The sequence below is a fragment of the Psychroserpens luteus genome, from assembly GCF_015319355.1.
GTDB classification, from domain to species: Bacteria; Bacteroidota; Bacteroidia; order Flavobacteriales; family Flavobacteriaceae; genus Psychroserpens; species Psychroserpens luteus.
In genome coordinates this window covers 162,366-183,752 of the sequence record NZ_JADILU010000008.1, presented here as the reverse complement: position 1 = coordinate 183,752, position 21,387 = coordinate 162,366, and the positions used below count along the sequence as shown (strand labels likewise).

Annotated in this window: 16 protein-coding genes; 5 read left to right on the top strand and 11 right to left on the bottom strand. The window is 35.0% G+C overall.

The features are described from left to right. Positions 1-354 precede the first annotated feature (354 nt). Positions 355-5,736 carry a GEVED domain-containing protein gene (locus tag IM744_RS18025; RefSeq protein WP_194509571.1) on the top strand — a complete coding sequence of 1,794 codons (5,382 nt, stop codon included), beginning with the start codon at positions 355-357 and terminating at the stop codon, positions 5,734-5,736. Between the two features lie 3 nt (positions 5,737-5,739). Here the strand turns inward: IM744_RS18025 and IM744_RS18020 are convergent, their stop codons facing one another. Further along, positions 5,740-5,958, bottom strand: a complete 219-nt coding sequence (locus tag IM744_RS18020; RefSeq protein WP_317175402.1) for a hypothetical protein — start codon at positions 5,956-5,958, stop codon at positions 5,740-5,742. A 153-nt stretch (positions 5,959-6,111) separates the two neighbouring features. Between IM744_RS18020 and IM744_RS18015 the strand changes: the two genes are divergently transcribed. The 4 genes from IM744_RS18015 (at position 6,112) to IM744_RS18000 (ending at position 10,693) form a co-directional block, all read left to right on the top strand. Continuing rightward, a complete protein-coding gene (locus tag IM744_RS18015; RefSeq protein WP_194509569.1) occupies positions 6,112-6,273 on the top strand; it encodes a DUF5522 domain-containing protein in 162 nt (53 codons plus the stop codon). Positions 6,274-6,287: 14 nt separating this feature from the next. Continuing rightward, complete coding sequence (locus IM744_RS18010) at positions 6,288-8,273, top strand: urocanate hydratase (protein WP_194509608.1); 1,986 nt, start codon at positions 6,288-6,290, stop codon at positions 8,271-8,273. Positions 8,274-8,292: 19 nt separating this feature from the next. Next, complete coding sequence (locus tag IM744_RS18005) at positions 8,293-8,892, top strand: DUF4136 domain-containing protein (RefSeq protein WP_194509568.1); 600 nt, start codon at positions 8,293-8,295, stop codon at positions 8,890-8,892. Between the two features lie 148 nt (positions 8,893-9,040). Continuing rightward, complete coding sequence (locus IM744_RS18000) at positions 9,041-10,693, top strand: SulP family inorganic anion transporter (RefSeq protein ID WP_241738364.1); 1,653 nt, start codon at positions 9,041-9,043, stop codon at positions 10,691-10,693. 60 nt (positions 10,694-10,753) lie between these two features. On the opposite strand, the gene IM744_RS17995 is transcribed toward IM744_RS18000, so the two are convergent. The 10 genes from IM744_RS17995 to IM744_RS17950 form a co-directional block, all read right to left on the bottom strand. Then, entirely contained in the window at positions 10,754-11,125 is a 372-nt protein-coding gene (locus IM744_RS17995) for a hypothetical protein (RefSeq protein ID WP_194509566.1), read from the bottom strand. A 69-nt stretch (positions 11,126-11,194) separates the two neighbouring features. Beyond that, positions 11,195-13,246, bottom strand: a complete 2,052-nt coding sequence (locus IM744_RS17990) for an alpha-ketoacid dehydrogenase subunit alpha/beta (protein ID WP_194509565.1) — start codon at positions 13,244-13,246, stop codon at positions 11,195-11,197. 116 nt (positions 13,247-13,362) lie between these two features. Next, on the bottom strand, positions 13,363-14,682 hold the full coding sequence (locus IM744_RS17985; RefSeq protein WP_194509564.1) for a dihydrolipoamide acetyltransferase family protein: 1,320 nt from the start codon (positions 14,680-14,682) through the stop codon (positions 13,363-13,365). Positions 14,683-14,879: 197 nt separating this feature from the next. Continuing rightward, positions 14,880-15,476, bottom strand: a complete 597-nt coding sequence (locus IM744_RS17980; RefSeq protein WP_194509563.1) for an acyltransferase — start codon at positions 15,474-15,476, stop codon at positions 14,880-14,882. An 81-nt stretch (positions 15,477-15,557) separates the two neighbouring features. Next, on the bottom strand, positions 15,558-16,310 hold the full coding sequence (locus tag IM744_RS17975) for an enoyl-CoA hydratase/isomerase family protein (RefSeq protein ID WP_194509562.1): 753 nt from the start codon (positions 16,308-16,310) through the stop codon (positions 15,558-15,560). A 219-nt stretch (positions 16,311-16,529) separates the two neighbouring features. Further along, entirely contained in the window at positions 16,530-16,826 is a 297-nt protein-coding gene (locus tag IM744_RS17970; protein ID WP_194509561.1) for a hypothetical protein, read from the bottom strand. Next, a complete protein-coding gene (gene paaZ / locus IM744_RS17965) occupies positions 16,823-19,324 on the bottom strand; it encodes a phenylacetic acid degradation bifunctional protein PaaZ (protein WP_194509560.1) in 2,502 nt (833 codons plus the stop codon). The genes IM744_RS17970 and paaZ overlap by 4 nt, the downstream gene beginning before the upstream one ends. Positions 19,325-19,352: 28 nt before the next feature. Next, positions 19,353-19,673: a GIY-YIG nuclease family protein gene (locus IM744_RS17960; RefSeq protein WP_194509559.1), complete on the bottom strand. Its 321-nt coding sequence runs from the start codon at positions 19,671-19,673 to the stop codon at positions 19,353-19,355. A 35-nt stretch (positions 19,674-19,708) separates the two neighbouring features. Next, complete coding sequence (pcaF, locus tag IM744_RS17955; protein ID WP_194509558.1) at positions 19,709-20,917, bottom strand: 3-oxoadipyl-CoA thiolase; 1,209 nt, start codon at positions 20,915-20,917, stop codon at positions 19,709-19,711. Positions 20,918-20,970: 53 nt separating this feature from the next. Then, positions 20,971-21,378, bottom strand: a complete 408-nt coding sequence (locus tag IM744_RS17950) for a hotdog fold thioesterase (RefSeq protein ID WP_194509557.1) — start codon at positions 21,376-21,378, stop codon at positions 20,971-20,973. Between the last annotated feature and the right edge of the window lie 9 nt (positions 21,379-21,387).

Genomic DNA, 21,387 nt, shown 5'->3' with positions numbered 1-21,387 from the left:
ATTTCAGAAAAACTAACGAAAAAAAATAATGACACTAATACTTTCTCTTGAAATCAAAAAACTTTGTAAATAAGCAGTGTTGCGTTTTCGTTTCATAATTAATGTTAAGAAAACAATTCCGATACAGGAAACTACTTTTATCTCACATCACAAGCTAATTGTCCCTTAACAAAACCGACTACCAAATACGTATTTCATCGATAAAGTGTATTTTAACCATGCATTTCATCGATAAAGTGTACGTTTTGTTAGTTTAAGTGTATTTTTTATTTATATTTGTTTATTAATTAAAATTATGTCACCTATAACTAGCATAATTAATTAAAATAAAAGTCAATTAATGCCCCAAATATTATGAAACAACTGTACTTTTCAAAAAGGTCTTCACATGTTTTATGTGTAAAATTTAGATTTACATTCTTATTTATTCTATTTCTTTCGGTCTCAAATAGTTTTGGACAAATTATCGTTCCTAATTCGGGTAACAATATCACGACTACCTGTTCTACTGTAGTGTATGATAACGGAGGAAGTGGAGGTAATTATGCAAATAATTCAGATGGTTATTCTGTCATTAACCCTACTCCAGGTAATTATGCTCAAGTTACTGGCTCAATAACAACAGAAGCAGGCTGGGACTTTTTAACAATATACGATGGTGTTGGTTTGGGAGGAACTTTGTTATGGGGTGGATCAGCACATGGAACAGGAATTTCTTGTGAAACTTTTGTACTCCCTACTATTACTTCTATTAGTGGATCACTTACCATACAGTTTGAATCAGATTTTTCAAATAATTGTGGAGGTTTTAATTTAAGCACGACCTGCTCAACAACTCCAGGAACACCAGCGTATTGTATACCATCAGGAAATAATACAACAAATAGATATATTGATGATTTTACAGCAACAGGAACAGGAATATTAATCAATAATAATACTGGATATTCTGGTGGTGGTTATGGCAATTTTTCTAGTACACATAGCGTTTCACAAAACCAAGGAGGAGCCATAAACTTTTCTGCAACATTAAGTGGATTCGCCTATAGATTTTTCATTTGGGTCGATTGGAATAATGATGGAGATTTTGATGATGCAGGTGAATTAGTAATTAATCCTAGTACAAGAGATTTTGTTCATACTGGAACCTTTAATGTTCCAATAACTGCTTCTTTAGGCGATCATAGAATGAGAATTAGAAACTTCTACAATGACCCTTCATCTTGCGGGACAAATGAAAGAGGCGAAGCTGAAGATTACACATTAACTGTAACTTCATCATCACCATGTTCTCAGCCAACAGCACAGCCAACAGCTTTAATATTAAATCCTTCAGATGCAACTATTACAGGCAGTTTTACAGCTGCCTCTCCTGCACCTGATAGCTACTTAGTGGTATATAACACCACTAATACAACACCCAACCCAATAGATGGCACAGCATATACCATTGGCGATACAATAGGTGCTGGAAATACTGTAGCTGACACTGACGGAAATACAAATTTCTCAGTATCTGGTTTATCAGGTGGCACTACCTATTATTTCTTTGTTTTTTCATATAACAATTCAGCTTGTTCTCCAAATTATTTATCCACTAGCCCTTTAACCAATTATACAACTACATTAGTTAGTTATTGTATACCATCAGGAAATGATACAACAAATAGATATATTGACGATTTTACAGCAATAGGAACAAATATACTGACTAATAATAATACTGGATATTCCACTGATGGTTATGGCAATTTCTCTAGCACTTATAGTGTTTCGCAAATTCAAGGAGGAGCTATAAACTTTTCTGCAACATTAAGTGGCTTCGCCTATAGATTTTTCATTTGGGTTGATTGGAATAATGATGGAGATTTTGATGATGCAGGTGAATTAGTAATTAATCCTAGTACAAGAAGTTTTATCCATATTGGCACTTTTAATGTCCCAATAACTGCTTCTTTAGGCGATCATAGAATGAGAATTAGAAACTTCTACAATGACCCTTCATCTTGCGGGACAAATGAAAGAGGAGAAGCTGAAGATTACACATTAATCGTAACTGAATCATTTCCATGTTCTCAACCATTAACACAACCAACAGCATTGACATTAGATGTCTCAGGAACTACTATTACGGGTAACTTCACAGCTGCTTCACCAGCACCTGATAGTTACTTAGTGGTTTATAATACCACAAATACTACACCTAATCCTATAGATGGCACAACATACATTATTGGTGATACAGTAGGTGCTGGAAATACTGTAGCAGACAATGATGGAAACACAAATTTCTCTGTATCAGGCTTATCAGGCAACACAACGTACTATTTCTTTGTTTTTGCTTATAATAATTCAGCTTGTTCTCCGAATTATTTATCCACTAGTCCCTTAACCAATAACGCAACAACATCGGTTAGTTATTGTACACCAAGTACAACTAATTCAGCAAATACAAGATACATAGATGGTGTTGAATTCATTGGTACATTAAATGATGTTTCGAACTTTAGTAATGGTTGGTCAACAACCACACCTGGTTATCAAGATTGGACTGCTTTGACAAAATCAACACAACAACAAGGTGAAGGAATAAATGTTTATGTTGAAGGAGATGCAAGAGGACATTTTAAAGCTTGGGTTGATTGGGATATAGATGGAACTTTTGACAATAGCGAAGAAGTATATGACTCAGGCGGAATTGGTACAACCTCAACAACATTTGGATATGTAGTACCAAGCACACAGGCTTTGGGAGATTACAGATTACGTATTCGTTTTTACAATAGTTACAGACCCGCTGAATATTCTGGATATGATTTTGATGCTTGTGAAACTTTTGACACAAATGGTGCATATACTGAATATGGTGAAGCAGAGGATTATCTATTTACCGTTTTACCCAGATGTGATGCACAAATTACAAGCATAACAAATGGTGAAGCTTGTGGTACAGATGAAACAGTAGACTTAAGCGTTACAGGTAGTGCTGGTGTCTCGTCATTTAGGTGGTACGATAGTGAAACTGGTGGCACATTACTAGACACGACTACAACAGGTGATTGGACAACACCAAATATTACTGCAACAACTGTTTTTTGGGTTGAAGCGTATAATGGTTGCTGGTCTTACGAACGCGAACGCATAATAGCCTTTTTAAATGCTCCTGCAACTCTAGAATTCACCCCAACAATACCTATAATTTGCGGAGAAGATAGCCCTCCAATTGAAATTGAAGCCAGTTCAAATACGCAAATCGATTATCTTATTGATGAAGATTTCGAAGGTGCTGGTTTAGGAAGTTTTACCGGAAATAACATAACATCCAATGGAGCCCCTTATGATGGCATTTCACAATGGCAGCAACGTACTAGTGCTTTTATACCATCTGAAAACGTTTGGTTTCCTGCGATATCTTCAGGTTTTGGTGCAGATAAATTTGTTATGTCTAATGCCGATTCTGCTGCTATACCTACAGAAAATGAGCTAGTTTCAGCAGTTTTAGATGCTTCTTCATATCTCAATTTAACATTAGAATTAGACATGTACTTTTCAAGATATAATTTAACAGTTGATGAAAATGTTAATATTGAAGTATCTACTAATGGTGGCACTTCTTGGAGTATTATTGATAATATTACTGATGACGTTGGCTATGGAACACGTTTTGACCATTTGACATATGATTTATCAGCCTACGCTGGAGAAACTAATTTAAGAGTTAGAGTTTATTATTATTCAGATTGGGGAGATGGTGTTGCAATAGACAATGTAGTACTATATGGAAATAGTACAGTAAGCCCATTAGCAACATGGTCTACAGGTTCAACCCTTAATGTATTCATAGATCCTGCAGGCACAGTACCATATACTGGTATACCTATTTCTACTATTTATGTAGTTCCAACAGTTGCTGATTTACAATCTTCAATAGTATGGTCGTTCTCTGCTACTGTTACTTTAGCAAATGGCTGTTCTGCATCAGGTAGTGTTTCGTTAGAAAACAGAACCAGATATTTTACAGGAGCAACTGATGATTGGAATGATTCTAATAACTGGAAACCAGCAGTTGTACCTACCCCTGAAAACTGTGTAATCATACCTGATACTTATACAAGTAATATTAATGGAACAACAGATGGTGATGCTCTTAATGTAACGATACAAAACGGAGGAAGTTTAAATATAGAACCTAATGGTTCACTAACTATTGTAAACTTCTCAGACATTAAACCAGGTGGTAATTTTGAGATTGAAAATGGAGCAAGCTTGATTCAAGTTGATAATGTAACTAATACAGGTACTGGTGATGTTAAAAGAAATTCTGCTAATGTAAGAGATACAGATTACATATATTGGTCTTCACCTGTTAATGCTTTTAATCTCTCAAGTATTTCTCCTAGTTCTCCCTACAAGTATCAATGGATTCCAACAGTAGCAGCTAATGCTCCAGGAGGATTTGGAGATTGGACATCTGCCTCTGGAAATATGACACTTGGTAAAGGATATATTGTGCGTGCTGGCACAAACAGTAGTGATACTTCTGCAGATACTGCTGTGAATTCTATTTTTAGAGGTATTTTTAACAATGGAAATATTAACATGCCTATTTCTAGTGGTACATATAATGGTTTTGATTATACTGGACCATCTAGTACTACAGTTACTAGAAATGATGATAACTGGAACCTTATAGGAAACCCTTATCCATCTGCAATAGATGCCCAGGATTTCCTAGCTGCCAATACAAACATTGAAGGGGCTGTTCATATTTGGACACATGGTACGCAAATAGGCACATCTAATCTTGATCCATTTTACGAAGATTTTGGTTTAAATTATAGTGTAAATGACTACTTAACTTATAATTCATCTGGTGCTTCATCTGGCGCTGGCACATTTGGTGGTTATATCGCTTCAGGTCAAGGATTCTTTGTCATGATGAATCACGGAGCAGCAGATACAGATGTGAATTTTGATAATTCTATGCGTCATAAATTATATGATAATAGCGAATTTTACAGAACTCAACAGTTAAGAACTACCAATAACGAATTAGAAAGACATAGAATTTGGTTAAGCATTATTTCACCTTCCAATGAAACAGCTACGAGTTTAGTTGGTTATATTGAAGGAGCTACACTTGCTAAAGATCGTATGTTTGATGCTTATGGATTAGAAAACAATGCCATGAATTTATTTTCTCTAATTAATGATGAACGCATGCTTATCCAAGGACGTCCATTACCTTTTAATGTAAATGACCAAGTACCTGTTGGAGCTGTTTTTCCTGATGCAGGAAATTACACCATTGCCATACACAGTGTAGATGGTTTATTTGAAGATGAGAATCAAAACATTTACTTAGAAGATTTAGAATTAAATATTATTCATAATTTACGTAACCAACCTTATAGTTTTAATACTGATAGTGGCGCAATAGAAAACCGTTTTATATTACGTTATACAGATGACACTCTAAGTACTGAAGAATTTAATAAAATTAAAGATTTAAGTATTTCTGCTCCTAAAAATGAATATATCAAAATAACATCAAACAAAAATGTTATAAAAGATATCGTCGTTTACGATTTATTAGGAAGAGTACTAATAGAACGTAAAAACAGTCTTAAATCTGAAGTTATAATTAATGACATAAATAATGCATCAGGTACTTATATTGTCAAAGTCACTTTAGTCAACGGACTTCAAAAAACTCAAAAAGTAATATTGAAATAATATTTAAAAATAATTTCTAAAACTCCAAAAAGACCTTGATTTTAAATAATTAAGGTCTTTTTCTTTTGTAAACGCTTCACGTTCAAAAGAAATATTTTGATATGCCAAATACCATTTCTTGTATTGTATTAAGCGTATTGAAAACTCAACAACATAAAAAACATAAAAAGGAATCACTAACAATTCTAATTGCTGTCTCAAATGAATCTTCTCATGATTCATTAAAACAGCATTTGATTTCAAGTTATAATATTTCAGAAAAATAAACGGAAAAATAGTGATACCTATGTATCCTCTAGGAACCAAAAATTTTGAAATTATTACCATATTAAACACTACTCAAAAATCTTTCCAATTTACGTAACTTTGTAATATATGAAGAAAATAATCCCTTTAGAAGACGGAGATTTCTATTTAACACCAGAAGGCTATCGTTGTTTTACAGAGCAATATCTTTTAAGAAGAGGCTATTGTTGTGAAAGTGGCTGTAGACATTGCCCATATGGATTTGACAAAAACACTTTAAAAAAAAAGTAATGCCAACGAATAAAATATCATTTCAATATCAAATAAAAGAAGGAATCCCAAGCGTTTTACCTGAACCTAAACCGTATGATTCATCTATAAATCATGCACCTAAGCGTAAAGCTATTCTTTCTTCGGAAGAACAAAAATTATCATTAAAAAATGCACTTCGCTATTTTGACAAAGCACATCACGAGACCTTACTTCCAGAATTTAAAAATGAATTAAACACCTACGGAAGAATTTACATGTATCGTTTACGTCCAGACTATAAAATGTATGCACGACCAATTGAAGAATATCCTGCCAAGTCAAAACAAGCAGCAGCAATAATGTTAATGATCCAGAATAATTTGGATCATGCTGTGGCACAACATCCGCATGAGCTCATCACTTATGGAGGAAATGGAGGTGTGTTTTCTAATTGGGCACAATACAGATTGACAATGAAATACCTTTGTGAAATGAATGATGAACAAACACTTGCCATGTATTCTGGTCATCCAATGGGATTATTTCCAAGTCATAAAGGAGCGCCAAGAGTTGTAGTAACCAACGGAATGATGATCCCTAACTACTCAAAACCTGATGATTGGGAAAAATTCAATGCGCTAGGTGTTACTCAATATGGTCAAATGACAGCTGGAAGCTTTATGTACATTGGTCCTCAAGGCATAGTTCACGGAACCACAATTACAGTTTTAAATGGTTTCAGAAAAATCAAAAAAGAGCCTAAAGGCAATTTATTTGTGACATCTGGACTTGGCGGAATGTCTGGAGCACAACCAAAAGCTGGAAATATTGCAGGCTGTATTACCGTTTGTGCAGAAGTAAATCCTAAAATCACTCAATTACGATTAGATCAAGGTTGGATTAATGAAAAAATCACAGATTTAAATCAGTTAGTTGAGAGAGTAAACAAAGCTAAAGCAAAAAAAGAAACTATATCAATTGCATACTTAGGAAATATCGTAGATGTCTGGGAAAAATTTGATGAATCAAATATTCATATTGATTTAGGAAGTGACCAAACTTCACTTCATAATCCTTGGGCTGGAGGTTATTATCCAGTAGATATATCTTTTGAAGATGCTAATGATATGATGGCTAACAATCCTGTTCTTTTTAAAGAAAAAGTTCAAGAAACATTGCGTCGTCATACGAAAGCTATTAATAAGCATACTGCTAAAGGAACCTATTTTTTTGACTACGGAAATGCGTTCCTTTTAGAAGCTTCTCGAGCTGGAGCAGATATTATGGCAGAAAACGGAATAGATTTCAAATACCCTTCATACGTTCAAGATATAATGGGTCCTATGTGTTTTGATTATGGTTTTGGTCCGTTTAGATGGGTTTGTGCTTCAGGTAAACCAGAAGATTTAGCAAAGACAGATGCTATTGCTTGTGCTGTTCTTGAAGAAATCAAAAAGAATTCTCCTGAAGAGATCCAACAACAAATGGCTGACAACATCCAATGGATTAAAGGCGCTCAAGAAAACAAATTAGTAGTCGGTTCTCAAGCAAGAATTCTATACGCTGATGCTGAAGGACGAATGAAAATTGCTGAAGCGTTCAATAACGCAATTAAAAATGGTGAGATAGAGACTGTCATCCTAGGAAGAGATCATCATGACGTCTCAGGAACAGATTCTCCTTATCGTGAAACCAGCAATATATATGATGGCTCTCGTTTTACAGCAGACATGGCAATTCAAAATGTTATTGGAGATAGTTTTAGAGGAGCCACTTGGGTTAGCATTCACAATGGTGGAGGTGTTGGTTGGGGCGAAGTCATAAACGGTGGTTTTGGTATGGTTCTTGATGGTAGTATAGAAGCAGAAAAACGCTTAAAATCAATGCTCTTTTGGGATGTCAATAACGGAATCTCAAGACGAAGTTGGGCAAGAAATGAAGAAGCGATTTTTGCCATCAAACGTGCCATGGAAAATGAACCAAATTTAAAGGTAACACTTCCTAACATCGTTGATGAAAAATTATTGGAATCATTATAATAACTCAAATACAAAAGATATGAAACATTTAAGAAATGTTCACGAACACTTAAAAAATATAAGTGATGTGAGTAAAAGAATATTAAAATTACTTCCTATTTTGATTGTGACTCTCGCGATAACATCATGCAGCTCTGTACAAGTTGCTGCAGATTATGATAAAGAAGCAAATTTTGCTAATTACAAAACCTTTGCCTTTTTCAAAACAGGTATTGATAAAGCAGAAATTAGTGATCTTGATAAACGTAGAATTCTACGTGCTGTTGAAGCTGAACTTTTAGCTAAAGGCTTTACAAAATCTGAAAACCCAGATTTATTAGTTAGTATTTTTACTAAATCTAGAGAACGTGTTAATATTTACAACAATGGCTATGGATCTTACGGTTATGGTTGGGGATGGAATCCTTGGTATTGGAACAATTATAACAACACCTCAGTTACAACAAGAACAGAAGGAACTCTTTACGTAGACCTTATTGATGCTAATAAAAAAGAATTGATTTGGCAAGGTATGGGAACCGGACTTTTAAGTAGTAGAAGTGTAGAGAAAAAAGAAGCCAAAATAAATGAGTTTGTCTCTAAAATTATGAAAAAATATCCTCCAGTATTTGAAGAATAACATTTTTTTCTGAAATAAAATAAACGAAGCATCATCTTAAAAAAGGTGATGCTTTTTTTGTGTTAAACGCTCTCTATTTGTGCTTCATTTCAAAAAGCCTATCTTTGCCGACTTTTAAGAGACGCTTATTATGATATTAGGTCAAAAAATGATCAAAAAATTTACTCAAAACCCAAAGAATGACATTCTTGCAGGTATCACTGTATCATTAGCAATGATTCCTGAGGTTGTCGCTTTTGCTTTTGTAGCACAAATAGATCCTTTAGTCGCATTATCTGGAGCTTTTATTGTTGGGCTAATAACAGCTGTGTTTGGAGGACGTCCTGGATTAATTTCTGGAGCTGCAGGTGCTGTAGCTGTTATTTTTGTTAATCTTATTTCAGAAGGTCACTCTAAAGGACTTTTATTTGATATTCCTGTTGACAACATGGGCTATTTTTATTTATTAGCTGCAGTAATATTAATGGGAGTCATTCAAGTAGGAGCTGGTGTATTAAAATTAGGTCGTTTTGTACGTTTAATTCCACACTCGGTTATGATGGGATTTGTAAATGGATTGGCAATTGTCATTTTTATGGCTCAAGTTCGTATGTTCTCTCATAAAGAATTGGAAATAGGAGTTGATGGCTTAAAGAAATATATTGATATCCCTATGCGTGGGTCTGAATTATATGTAATGCTTGCATTGGTTGGACTTACTATGGCTATTATTTGGTTACTACCCAAAGTAACTAAAAAAGTTCCAGCTGCATTAACCGCTATTCTGGTTACAACTGGTATTGTTGTTTTTGGAAATTTAGATGTAAGTACTGTTGGATCTTATATTATTGAAGGTGGTGGAGATGGTCTAAAAGGCGAGTTCCCTACTCCTAACGCTGAACTTTGGCAAAATTTACCTTTCAATTTAAATACGCTTAAATTCATTCTTCCATATGCATTTTTGGCAGCTTCAGTAGGACTTATTGAATCTTTAATGACTATGAATCTCGTAGATGAACTAACAGAAACACGAGGTGACGGAAACAGAGAGTGTGTTGCTCAAGGTGCTGGAAATATTGTGAGTGGTTTATTTGGAGGAACAGGTGGTTGTGGTATGATTGGTCAAACTGTTATTAATATTAATGCTGGTGGTAGAGGACGTTTATCTGGAATTATGATGGCATTAACCTTATTAACTTTTATCCTATTTACAGATGAATATATTGAACAAGTCCCTATCGCTGCTTTAGTAGGAGTTATGTTTATGATGGTTATAGAGACATTTGCATGGTCTAGTTTTAGAATTATTAGAAAAATACCGCTTTCAGATGCAGTAGTTCTTGTAATTGTATCTGCTGTTACAGTAATATTTGACCTCGCAATTGCTGTTTTTATTGGTGTCATCGTATCTGCTTTAGTATTTGCTTGGAAAAATGCAATAATGATTAGAGCACGAAAACGCATAAAAGAAGATGGTACAAAAATTTACGAAATATGGGGACCATTATTCTTTGGCTCAATTCAAAATTTCAATAGCAAATTTGATGTTAAGAATGATCCTCAAAATGTAGAAATAGACTTTGTAGAATCACGAGTGAGTGATCATTCAGCTTTAGAAGCAATCTATAATTTGGTAAACAAATATGAAGCAGAAGGCAAAACCATAAGACTAAAGCATCTGAGTGAAGATTGCAAGATATTAATGTACAAGGCAAGCCCTAAGTTTAAAGAAGTTATTGTCGAGGCTATTGATGATCCACGCTATCATTTAGCAGCAGATCCTGAAAAATTCACAAAGCCACTTTCAGAATATAAAATATAAAAAAAAAGACCATAATAAATTAATTTATTATGGTCTTTTTAAATTTAAAGCTGTCGCAAATTACTTCGCTACTGTATTTTTTAAATATATGTCATATTGCTCTTCATTTAGAACATCTTTCAATTTACTATTAATATATTCTTGCATTTTAGCTCTCTTAGCATTCTTTTCAGAAGCATCTTTAATAGCATCAACTCCTTTCATCTTTCTCTCTAAAGAATAATATATTTGATATACATCTTTCTTTTGTCCTTCATTTAACTTGTTAGTTCTCTCTAGCATATTAACAATTTGCATTGTCTTCTCCTTTGGAGAATTTTGAATTGTTGCACTAGAAGACACTACAGGAGTCTTTGTTTTTGTTTGAGCAAAAGACAATTGGCTTCCTGCAAACAGAAAACATGCAACGCTTAATATTAAAAGTTTTTTCATGGTTATAGTTTAATAAATTAAAGGTTCAATATACAAAATTCAAATAATTAAATTAAAAATTTATCGTTTTTAATAACTCAACAACATTTCAATCTTATCTTTAACCTTTTCCGAAGAAGGAATCATAGTTTCTTCTAAAATAGAATTTAACGGTATTGCAGGCATATTCTCACTACCAATGGTCATAACTGGTGCATCTAGGAATTTGAAGCATTCTTCCTGTATTTTTCCAGATAATGCTCTTGCGAAACTATTGTTTGAAGGCTCTTCTGTAACCACTAAACACTTTCCTGTTTTCTTAACCGATTTCATAATGGTGTCTTCATCTAAAGGAAATAAGGTACGTAAATCTATGACTTCAATTTGATCTTGCATTCCTAATTCTTCAGATGCATTCATTGCCCAATGCACTCCCATTCCGTAAGTAACAATAGTTAATGTTTCTACATTTTCTTGTTTCCAAATTTCTTGTAAAACCCATGCTTTTCCAAAAGGCAGTACATAATCTTCACTAGGCTCAACAGATGTTGCGCCTTGCGTTCCTTTCACCTTAGACCAATACAAACCTTTGTGTTCTAAAATTACAACAGGATTTGGATCATAATAGGCTGCTTTCATTAAACCTTTTAAATCAGCTCCATTACTTGGATACGCTATTTTAATACCACGAATATTGGTAATCACACTTTCTACTGAAGAAGAATGATAAGGCCCACCACTTCCATAAGCACCAATTGGCACACGAAGAATCATGCTTACAGGCCATTTTCCGTTAGACAAATAGCAACTTCTACTTACTTCTGTAAATAACTGATTTAAGCCAGGCCAAATATAATCGGCAAATTGCACCTCAACAATTGGTTTTAATCCAACTGCACTCATACCTACTGTAGAACCTACAATAAAGGCTTCTTGTATTGGTGTATTAAAAACGCGATCGTCTCCAAATTTTTGGGCTAAGGTTGCAGCTTCTCTAAAAACACCACCAAGTCTTCCTCCTACATCTTGTCCGTAAAGTAAACATTCTTTATGCTTTTTCATCAGTTCTTCAACTGCGAATAAAGCACAATCTACCATCACTACTTTATCTGCACCTTCTGGCGAACGAGTTCCTTTTTCTTCTGTTATTGGAGTTGGCACAAAATCGTTTGTAAATAAATCTTCAGGTTTTGGGTCTTCGGCTAATAACGCTTTTTCAAAATCGGATTGTACTTTCGTTTTCGCGGAGTTCTCTATTTCTTCAATTTCTTCGGAAGTAAATCCGTTGTCTAATAATTGTTGTTTTATTACCGGATAAGGATCTCTAGAACGTGCTTCTTCCAAATCATCACGATACCATTCCATTCTTACACCAGAAGTATGATGATTTAATAAAGGTACTTTTGCGTGTACCAAAAACGGTCTTCTTTCAGTACGAATAGTTTCTATTACTTTTTCTAATGCTTCGTAGCTTTCTGTAAAATTTGCTCCATCAATAGAAATTGCGTCTAATCCTTTAAATCCTTGAGCATATTCAAAAGCATTTTGCGCTCTAGTTTCTGCTGCATTTGCACTAATATCCCAACCGTTATCTTGTACTAAATACAAAATTGGCATTTGCTTTAAAGCTGCCATTTGGAAAGCTTCTGCTATTTCACCTTCGGTTACTGAGGCATCACCTAAAGAACATACCACAAATGGTAAATCTTTAAGTGTTTTATCGTCTAAACCTTGTAATTCTTTATACTGCATTCCCATTGCAACTCCTGTCGCTGGAATGGTTTGCATTCCTGTTGCTGAAGATTGATGTGGGATTTTTGGCTTATCATCATCCCTTAAACTAGGATGTGCATAATACGTTCTTCCTCCAGAAAACGGATCGTCTTTTTTAGCCAACAATTGCAACATTAAATCGTAAGGCTCTAAACCGAACGATAACAGCATAGCATCGTCTCTGTAATATGGAAATGCATAATCTTGAGGTAATAATTGTAAACCTAAAGCTATTTGAATAGCTTCATGACCTCTTGAGGTTGCATGTACATATTTTGAAACTTGTTTAAAATTAGCTTCGTATAATTCTGCCATTGCTTTGGCTGTGCAGAGTTTTGAAAATCCTTTTTTTAGTATATCTTTTTTCATATCAAATGCCTGCGAAAGCAGGTATCTTTTTATTTATTCTGTTTGTCATTCAGAGCAAAGCGAAGAATCTCGTATGAGATTGCCACGTCGTTTCTCTCCTCGCAATGACAATTCAATTATATTTCTCTATCTACATCAAATTGCTCAAAATAGTCTGCTACTCGTCGCACAAAGCTTCCTCCTAAAAAACCATCTACTACTCTATGATCAAAAGAAAGCGATAAATACATCATACTACGTATTGCAATTTCATCACCTTTTTCAGTAGTAATAACTTCTGGTCTTTTCTTTATGATTCCTAATGCTAAAATAGCAACCTCTGGCTGGTTGATTATTGGTGTTCCCATAACGCTTCCAAAAGTTCCTACGTTAGAAATCGTAAATGTGCTTCCTTTAATATCTTCGCCTACTAAATTGTTTTCTCTAGCTTTTCCTGCTAGACCATTTACAATACTAGCAATCTCTATTAAATTTTTAGTATCTGCATTTTTAACTACAGGAACTATTAAGTTTCCGCTTGGTAATGCGGTTGCCATACCAATATTGATGTCTTCTTTTACAATAATATTGTTACCATCTACGGATGCATTGATATTAGGAAAATCTTTCACTGCTTTAGCTACTGCTTCTACAAATAATGGTGTGAACGTTAAACGTTGTCCATGCTTTTCTTGAAATGGCACTTTATTAGCATTTCGCCAATTCACCATATTGGTCATGTCTGCTTCTACATACGCAGTCACGTGTGGTGATGTGTGTTTAGAATACACCATATGATCTGCAATCATTTGACGCATCCTGTCCATTTCTATGACTTTTCCTTTTCCTTTATCGAAATTTAACTGCGGAATTCTATAAGCTGTTGGATCTTTTTCTGCAACTGGTTGTGCAAACTTGTATGGTCGTCCTTCTTCTATATATTGAAATACATCGCTTTTACGTAATCTGCCTTCGTTTCCTGTTGCAGGAATTCGTGCTAATTCTTCAAAACTAATATGATGTTCTTTTGCTATTTTGATTACTAATGGAGAAAAGAAGGTGTTTGTATTGTTTACTGAAAACGATTTAGATGAAGATTTCTCGACCACGCTAGGAATGACAGTACGTTTCTTTTTTATTTCTTTCTTATTATTCTTCTGAGATTCTTCGCTATCGCTCTGAATGACATTCTTCTTGTTTGAAGAATTAATTTCTTCGGAAACATCCAAGATTGCCATTATTGCTCCAACAGGTACAACATCTTTAGCTTGAAACATAGTTTTTACTAAAGTTCCTGCTGCTGGTGCAGGCACTTCATTATCTACTTTATCTGTTGCGACTTCCAGAATAATATCTCCTTCGTCAAAAGAATCCCCTTCTGCTATTAACCAATTAATAATGGTTCCTTCTGTTATGCTTTCACCCATTTTGGGCATTTTTAATTCGAATTTAGACATGGTCTTTTTTCTTGTATATTATAGATTCTGCATCGACTGCAGAATGACAAAACGCATTAACTAGCGTTTGTTAGTTTATTCTATTTTATTTGACACCTCACAATCTGCGTTAGCGATTGAACGGTATGCTTGAGCTCCTTTTTGCTTTTCGCTAAAAGAGCGAGTAGTGAAAGCGCGACCCTTGTGGTAACGCCCAACTATTTCTTTAAAAAATCGCGAAGCGTATCATATGCTCCATCTTGCATTTTCATGTTTTCTGGCACTTCTCGTAATGGCTCGACAGGTTTTAAACTCTCGTGGCAATCTGCTGGTAATTGCTGATATAATTGCGTGCCTTTTGTTTTCCAAGCGATCATCTCATCACTAACTTGCTTGATGACTTTTGCAGGATTACCAACGACCAGACTTCGGTTAGGAATTTTAGTTTCAGCTTTTACAAATGCCATGGCTCCTACTATTGATTCGTCCCCAATTTCGGCATCATCCATAATTACGGTGTTCATTCCAATTAGGCAATTTCTACCCAAATTTGCTCCATGGATTATTGCTCCATGACCAACATGTGCGCTTTCTTTAAGCGTAATGGACTTACCTGGAAACATGTGTATTGTACAGTTTTCTTGGACGTTTACACCATCTTCTAAAATGATTTGTCCCCAATCTCCACGAATGGCTGCTCCTGGACCAATGTAACAGTTTTTGCCAATAATGACATTTCCTGTTACTGCAGCCAATGGATGCACGAAACTAGATTCGTGAACAACTGGTGTATAGCCTTTAAAACTGTAAATCATATTTTTTAATTATGTCATTGCGAGGGCGAAGGACGTGGCAATCTCATATGAGATTCTTCGCTTTCGCTCTGAATGAGAGTTCTATTTAAATCCTTTTAATTTTTCTTTTGTAAAATCGCTTAACACTAGTTTTCCGCTAGTTGCTGCACGTTCTGCTAATAATGCATCCCAATTATCTGTTCCTGTCCAAAATACTTTTTTCATCTCCAACATAGCTTCTGTATTGTAAGTACATAAGTGCTCTGCTGTTGTTTTTACAGCTTCGTCTAACTCCTCTGTGCTTTCGTATACTTGCGTGAATAATCCTTTTTGCTTTGCCCATTCTGCGGGATAAAATGTGTTTGCATCTATTGCAATTTGCGACATGGCACTTAATCCCATTTTACGTTCTATTGCTGGTCCAACTACAAATGGTCCAATACCAATATTTAATTCACTTAACTTAATAGCTGCAAATTTTGAAGCCATACAATAATCGGTTGCAGCTGCCAGTCCAACACCTCCTCCAACGGTTTTTCCTTGGATACGACCAATAATAAATTTAGGACATTTACGCATCGCGTTGATTACATTAGCAAAACCTGAAAAGAAAACTTTTCCTGTTGCAGCATCATTGATATTTATGAGTTCTTTAAAACTTGCTCCTGCGCAAAATGTTCGGTCGCCTCCACTTTTTAAAACAATGACTTTAATCGCATCATTTGTTCCTGCATCTGTAATGGTTTGCGCTAATTTTGCTAATACATCTCCTGGTAAGGAATTATGTGCAGGATGGAAGAATTCTATGTATGCTACTTCGTTTTCTATATCTATTTTAACGTATGGGTCACTCATGTTTTTTATTTTATCATTCCGCACTTGATGCGGAATCTATTATTTTTTCTTTACATTCATTTTGTCTTGAAACAAAACGAACCAAAAATTCAAGTTGAAATGAGGAATTTTTAAATCCTGTTTCACGGATTCAAAACCTAAAAATAAAATCTAAATTTTCTCCAAGGCTTCAAAAATTCTTCACGATTTTATTTTTTTATTCTGCATTTCAACATTCGGCTATTCATTAATGCTTTTGTTATTATCTACTTCAATACGATTTAAAACATCTCTAAACGTTAAATCATTGTAACGCATACCGTAAAATTCTAAAATCGCTTTATCCTTATCATCACTATTTTCAAACCCAACAATTATTTTATAAATTTCTTTTAGTTCGATACATTTCAAATCTTCTAAATCCTCACAAATTCTATCACGAATTTCATGGGAGTCCTCATCTACCAGCCTATAATCTAGATTATCCTTACAACCAAACGTGCAAATTATTAAAGCAAATAGTAAAACCTTTTTCATATCAATCCGAATTGTTCGAAATGATGATTCAAATGTTTTCTTTCTAATAAATACGATTCGTATTTATTCAACTCTCCGAATACTAGATTCTTTAGTTTAGCCTCTGGGTTTTCTTTGAAAAACTCTAAATACTTTTCGCGTTGTGCTTTAAACTTTTCTATAGCTATAGCTAAATCGGAATGCTTTAATGTATCTAATGTGTCTTTTTCTAATTGAGGAAATTGAGAGTTTTTTGGAAATTTATCAAAGTTCCATAAACTGTTATGCACCTTCTCTAAAATCTTTTCTGGTGTTGCTATTTCAAAATCTTGAATTTCTCCTGAAGCTATTTTATAAGTATACTCTAAATGCTCAATCATATGTTGAGGTGTCATAATTCCCCATCTAGGTTTTGCATCTTCTTTTAATGCATAAAGACATTCGTTGATTTTATCCTCAGTCATTTCAGTTAAAACTTCTTGCTTTTTCTGAACCATAGTCAAGACTGTTGCGAAAGCTACTTTCTCATCAGTATTTGCATCAAAAATTTCTGCATACCATTTTACTATTCCGCTTGGATGTTCAGCTGAAGCGACATCTCTATCTACTTTTTGCTTACATGTTAAACGTACGTAAATAGTATCGTTGTGATATAATGGACGTAAGAATCTACATTCTTCTAATCCGTAATTTGCTGAAACCGGTCCTTTATTTGGGTATACAAATAATCCTGCTGCAGCTGAAATAATGAAATAACCATGTGCAGTTCTTTGTTCGAAAATACTTCCGTCTAAAGAAGTAATATCTGTATGTGCATAAAAATGATCCCAAGTGACATTTGCAAAATTGATAATATCTGTATCTGTAAATGTACGTCTGTGCGTTTTCATAGACATTCCTGGTTGGATGTCTTCCCAATGGTATTTAAATGGATGCATTTCTGCTTCCTTATATTTTGCATTTTGCTGGTAAATACCAGTAATTTCTGTAATTGTTGTTGGCGAACCTTGAATGGCAGTACGTTGTAAATAATGCTTTATTCCACGCATTCCTCCCATTTCTTCTCCTCCTCCAGCACGTCCAGGACCTCCATGCACTAAATATGGTAATGGCGAACCATGACCTGTACTTTCTTTAGCCATATCACGATTTACAACCATGATTCTTCCATGATGAGATGCTGCGTTAATAACATACTCCTTAGCAATCTTATCATCGTTTGTTGCAATTGAAGATACTAAAGACCCTTTACCCATTTGCGCTAAAGTAATCGCTTCGTCTAGATTTTTATATGGCATAATGGTACTTACTGGACCAAAGGCTTCACGTTCATGAATGATTGTATTTTGAAATGGATGATCAGAACGTAATAAAATCGGACTAATAAAAGCACCTTTTTTAGCATCTGCTCCAATGGTGTTTATCTCATCTAAACTTCCATAAACGATTTGTGCTTCTTTAGATAAATCATTTACAGAATCTCTAACTGCTTGTACTTGTTGATGACTTACCAAAGATCCCATTCGAACTTCTTTAAGTCTTGGATCTCCAATAGTCACTTTATCTAAAGCTTTTGATAATGCAGTTTGCACATCTTCCACTAAATTTTGCGGAACTATAATTCTACGTATTGCAGTACATTTTTGTCCTGCTTTTACTGTCATTTCTTTTCTGACTTCTTTGATAAACAAGTCGAATTCTGGTGTTCCAGGAACTGCATCTTCTCCTAAGATCGATGCGTTTAAAGAATCGGCTTCCATTGTAAATGGTACAGATTCTTGTATCAATTGTGGATGCGCTTTTAATAAGCGTCCTACTTTTGCTGAACCCGTAAAAGTGACTACATCTTGAGACTCTACAGTATCTAAAATGGTTTTTACGGTTCCGTTTATGATTTGTAATGCACCTTCTGGCAAAATACTTGAAGCGATTATTTCTTTTGCTACAGCCTCTGCTAAATAAGAAGTTGAAGGTGCTGGTAAAACCACAGCTGGAACTCCAGCCATCCAGTTTACTGCACACTTTTCTAACATTCCCCAAACTGGGAAGTTGAATGCATTAATATGCACTGCTACTCCTTTTTTAGGCACCATGATATGATGCGCCATAAAACGTCCGCCACGAGATAAATCGATAGCATCACCTTCTACATGATATGGCTGATTTGGGAATAGTTTACGTAAGGAAGCATTAGCGAATAAATTCCCGAAACCCCCTTCGATGTCTATCCAACTATCTACTTTGGTTGCTCCTGTTCTGTAACTTAATTCGTAAAATGCATTTTTCCTTTTAGTAAGATATAATGCTAAACTTTTAAGCATGTTTCCACGTTCTTGGAAAGTCATTTTTCGAAGGACTTCTCCTCCTTTTGTTCTTCCGTAGTTAAGAATTTCTGGAACGTCTAAACCTTCGATAGCAATGCTTGTAAAGACTTCGCCAGTTACTGCATCTAGAATTGGTGTTCCTTCTTCTTTACCTGTTGTCCATTGTCCTTGAACGTAATGTTGTATTTTATTCATAGCAAATGCCTGCGAAGGCAGGTATCTTTTACTTGTTAATTCTAAACTCTCTATTATCTAAATTCCAATTAGCGCTTATATCCGACCAACTTGGATTCATTTCCTCTATCAATTTGATTTTCCAATCTCTTTTCCACTTCTTGAATTGTCGTTCTCTAACGGATGCTTTTTCTCCGTTTTCAAACGCTTCAAAATAAACAAGGCTTTCGCAATTATATTTTGCTGTAAAAGATTTTGGATAAATCTTATTTTTATGTTCTCTTACTCTTTCTTCAATACTATCTGTTACACCAATATAAATTACTCCATTCGGTTTACTTGCCATTATATAGACGTACCAATGTTTCATTCTTTTTTATTATGAGATTCCTGCCTGCGCAGGAATTAGACTCTTTCAATAATGGCTGCATAACCTTGACCAACACCAATACACATCGTAATCAACGCATATTTCTTGTTCTGCTCCTGCAACTCTAAAGCTGCAGAATACGCAACTCTAGCTCCTGTAACACCTAATGGGTGACCGATAGCAATCGCGCCTCCATTTGGGTTTATTCTTGGATCGTTATCTGCTAATCCCCAAGCACGAATACACGCTAATGCTTGCGCTGCGAATGCTTCGTTAAGCTCAATCACATCCATATCGTTCATGGTTAATCCTGCTTTTGCTAATGCTTTATTTGAAGCTTCGACTGGACCAATCCCCATTATTCTTGGTTCTACACCAACAACTGCCGAACTTACTATTCGGGCTAATGGTTTTAGATTGTATTTTTTTACTGCATCTGCCGATGCTATAATTGTTGCTGCTGCACCATCATTTAATCCTGAAGAGTTTCCTGCTGTTACGCTTCCGCCTTCTTTTTTGAAAGCTGCTCTTAATTTCCCTAATACTTCTAGGGAGGAAGTTGGTTTTATGAATTCGTCTTTTGAAAATTGAATAGGATCTTTTTTACGTTGTGGAATTTCTACAGTTACGATTTCCTTTGCTAAACGTCCGTTTTCTTGTGCTTTAGTCGCTTTCTCCTGACTCCAAAGTGCGAACTTATCTTGGTCTTCTCGTGAGATATTATATTTCTCAACAAGATTTTCGGCAGTATTCCCCATGCCATCAGTTCCGTATAACTTTTCCATTTTCGGATTGATAAAACGCCATCCGAAAGTTGAATCATACATTTTAGAATCGCCTCCAAATGCGGTTGATGGTTTTGCCATAACGTATGGTCCACGCGTCATATTCTCGACTCCTCCAGAAATAAACACATCTCCATCTCCTGCTTTTATAGCACGATTTGCATGAATAATTGCTGATAATCCTGAGCTACATAAACGGTTTACGGTTTCTCCAGGAACCGTAAATGGTAAACCTGCTAACAGAGATGACATTCTCGCTACATTACGATTGTCTTCTCCTGCTTGGTTAGCGCAACCCATAATGACATCATCATAGGCTTCTTTTGGAATACTTGGATTACGTTTTACGATTTCTGAAATTACTAATGCTCCTAAATCGTCTGTACGAACAGCAGACAATGTGCCTTTGTAGTTTCCTATTGGTGTTCTTATTCCGTCTATTATGTATGCTTCTTTCATAATTTATATTTATGGATTCCGCATCAAGTGCGGAATGACATATCATTTTTAATTTATTCTTCCCAATCTTTATTTGTTCGATAAACGACACCTTTAAAAAGTGCTACCATTTCATCTCCTCTTTTGACTTCAATAATATTGAAGCCTAATTTATTTTTTACAGTTTCTATAACAGATTCTGCAACGATATAATCACCTTCGTTTAATGCCTCTATATGATTTATACTTGTTTCAATAGAAACTGCATATTTACCATGCGTGTTTGCTGCAAATCCGAAAGCTGTATCTGCTAATGAATAACTGATTCCACCATGTGCTTTGTTCATACTGTTTAGCATTTCTTTTCTTATGGTCATTCCGACTTTACATCGTCCGATTTCGCATTCTAGAATTTCTATTCCTAGCCAAGTGCTATAAGCATCTTGTGATAACATTTTATGTGGAATTTGTTCGCCTTTCATGTTCTGTTT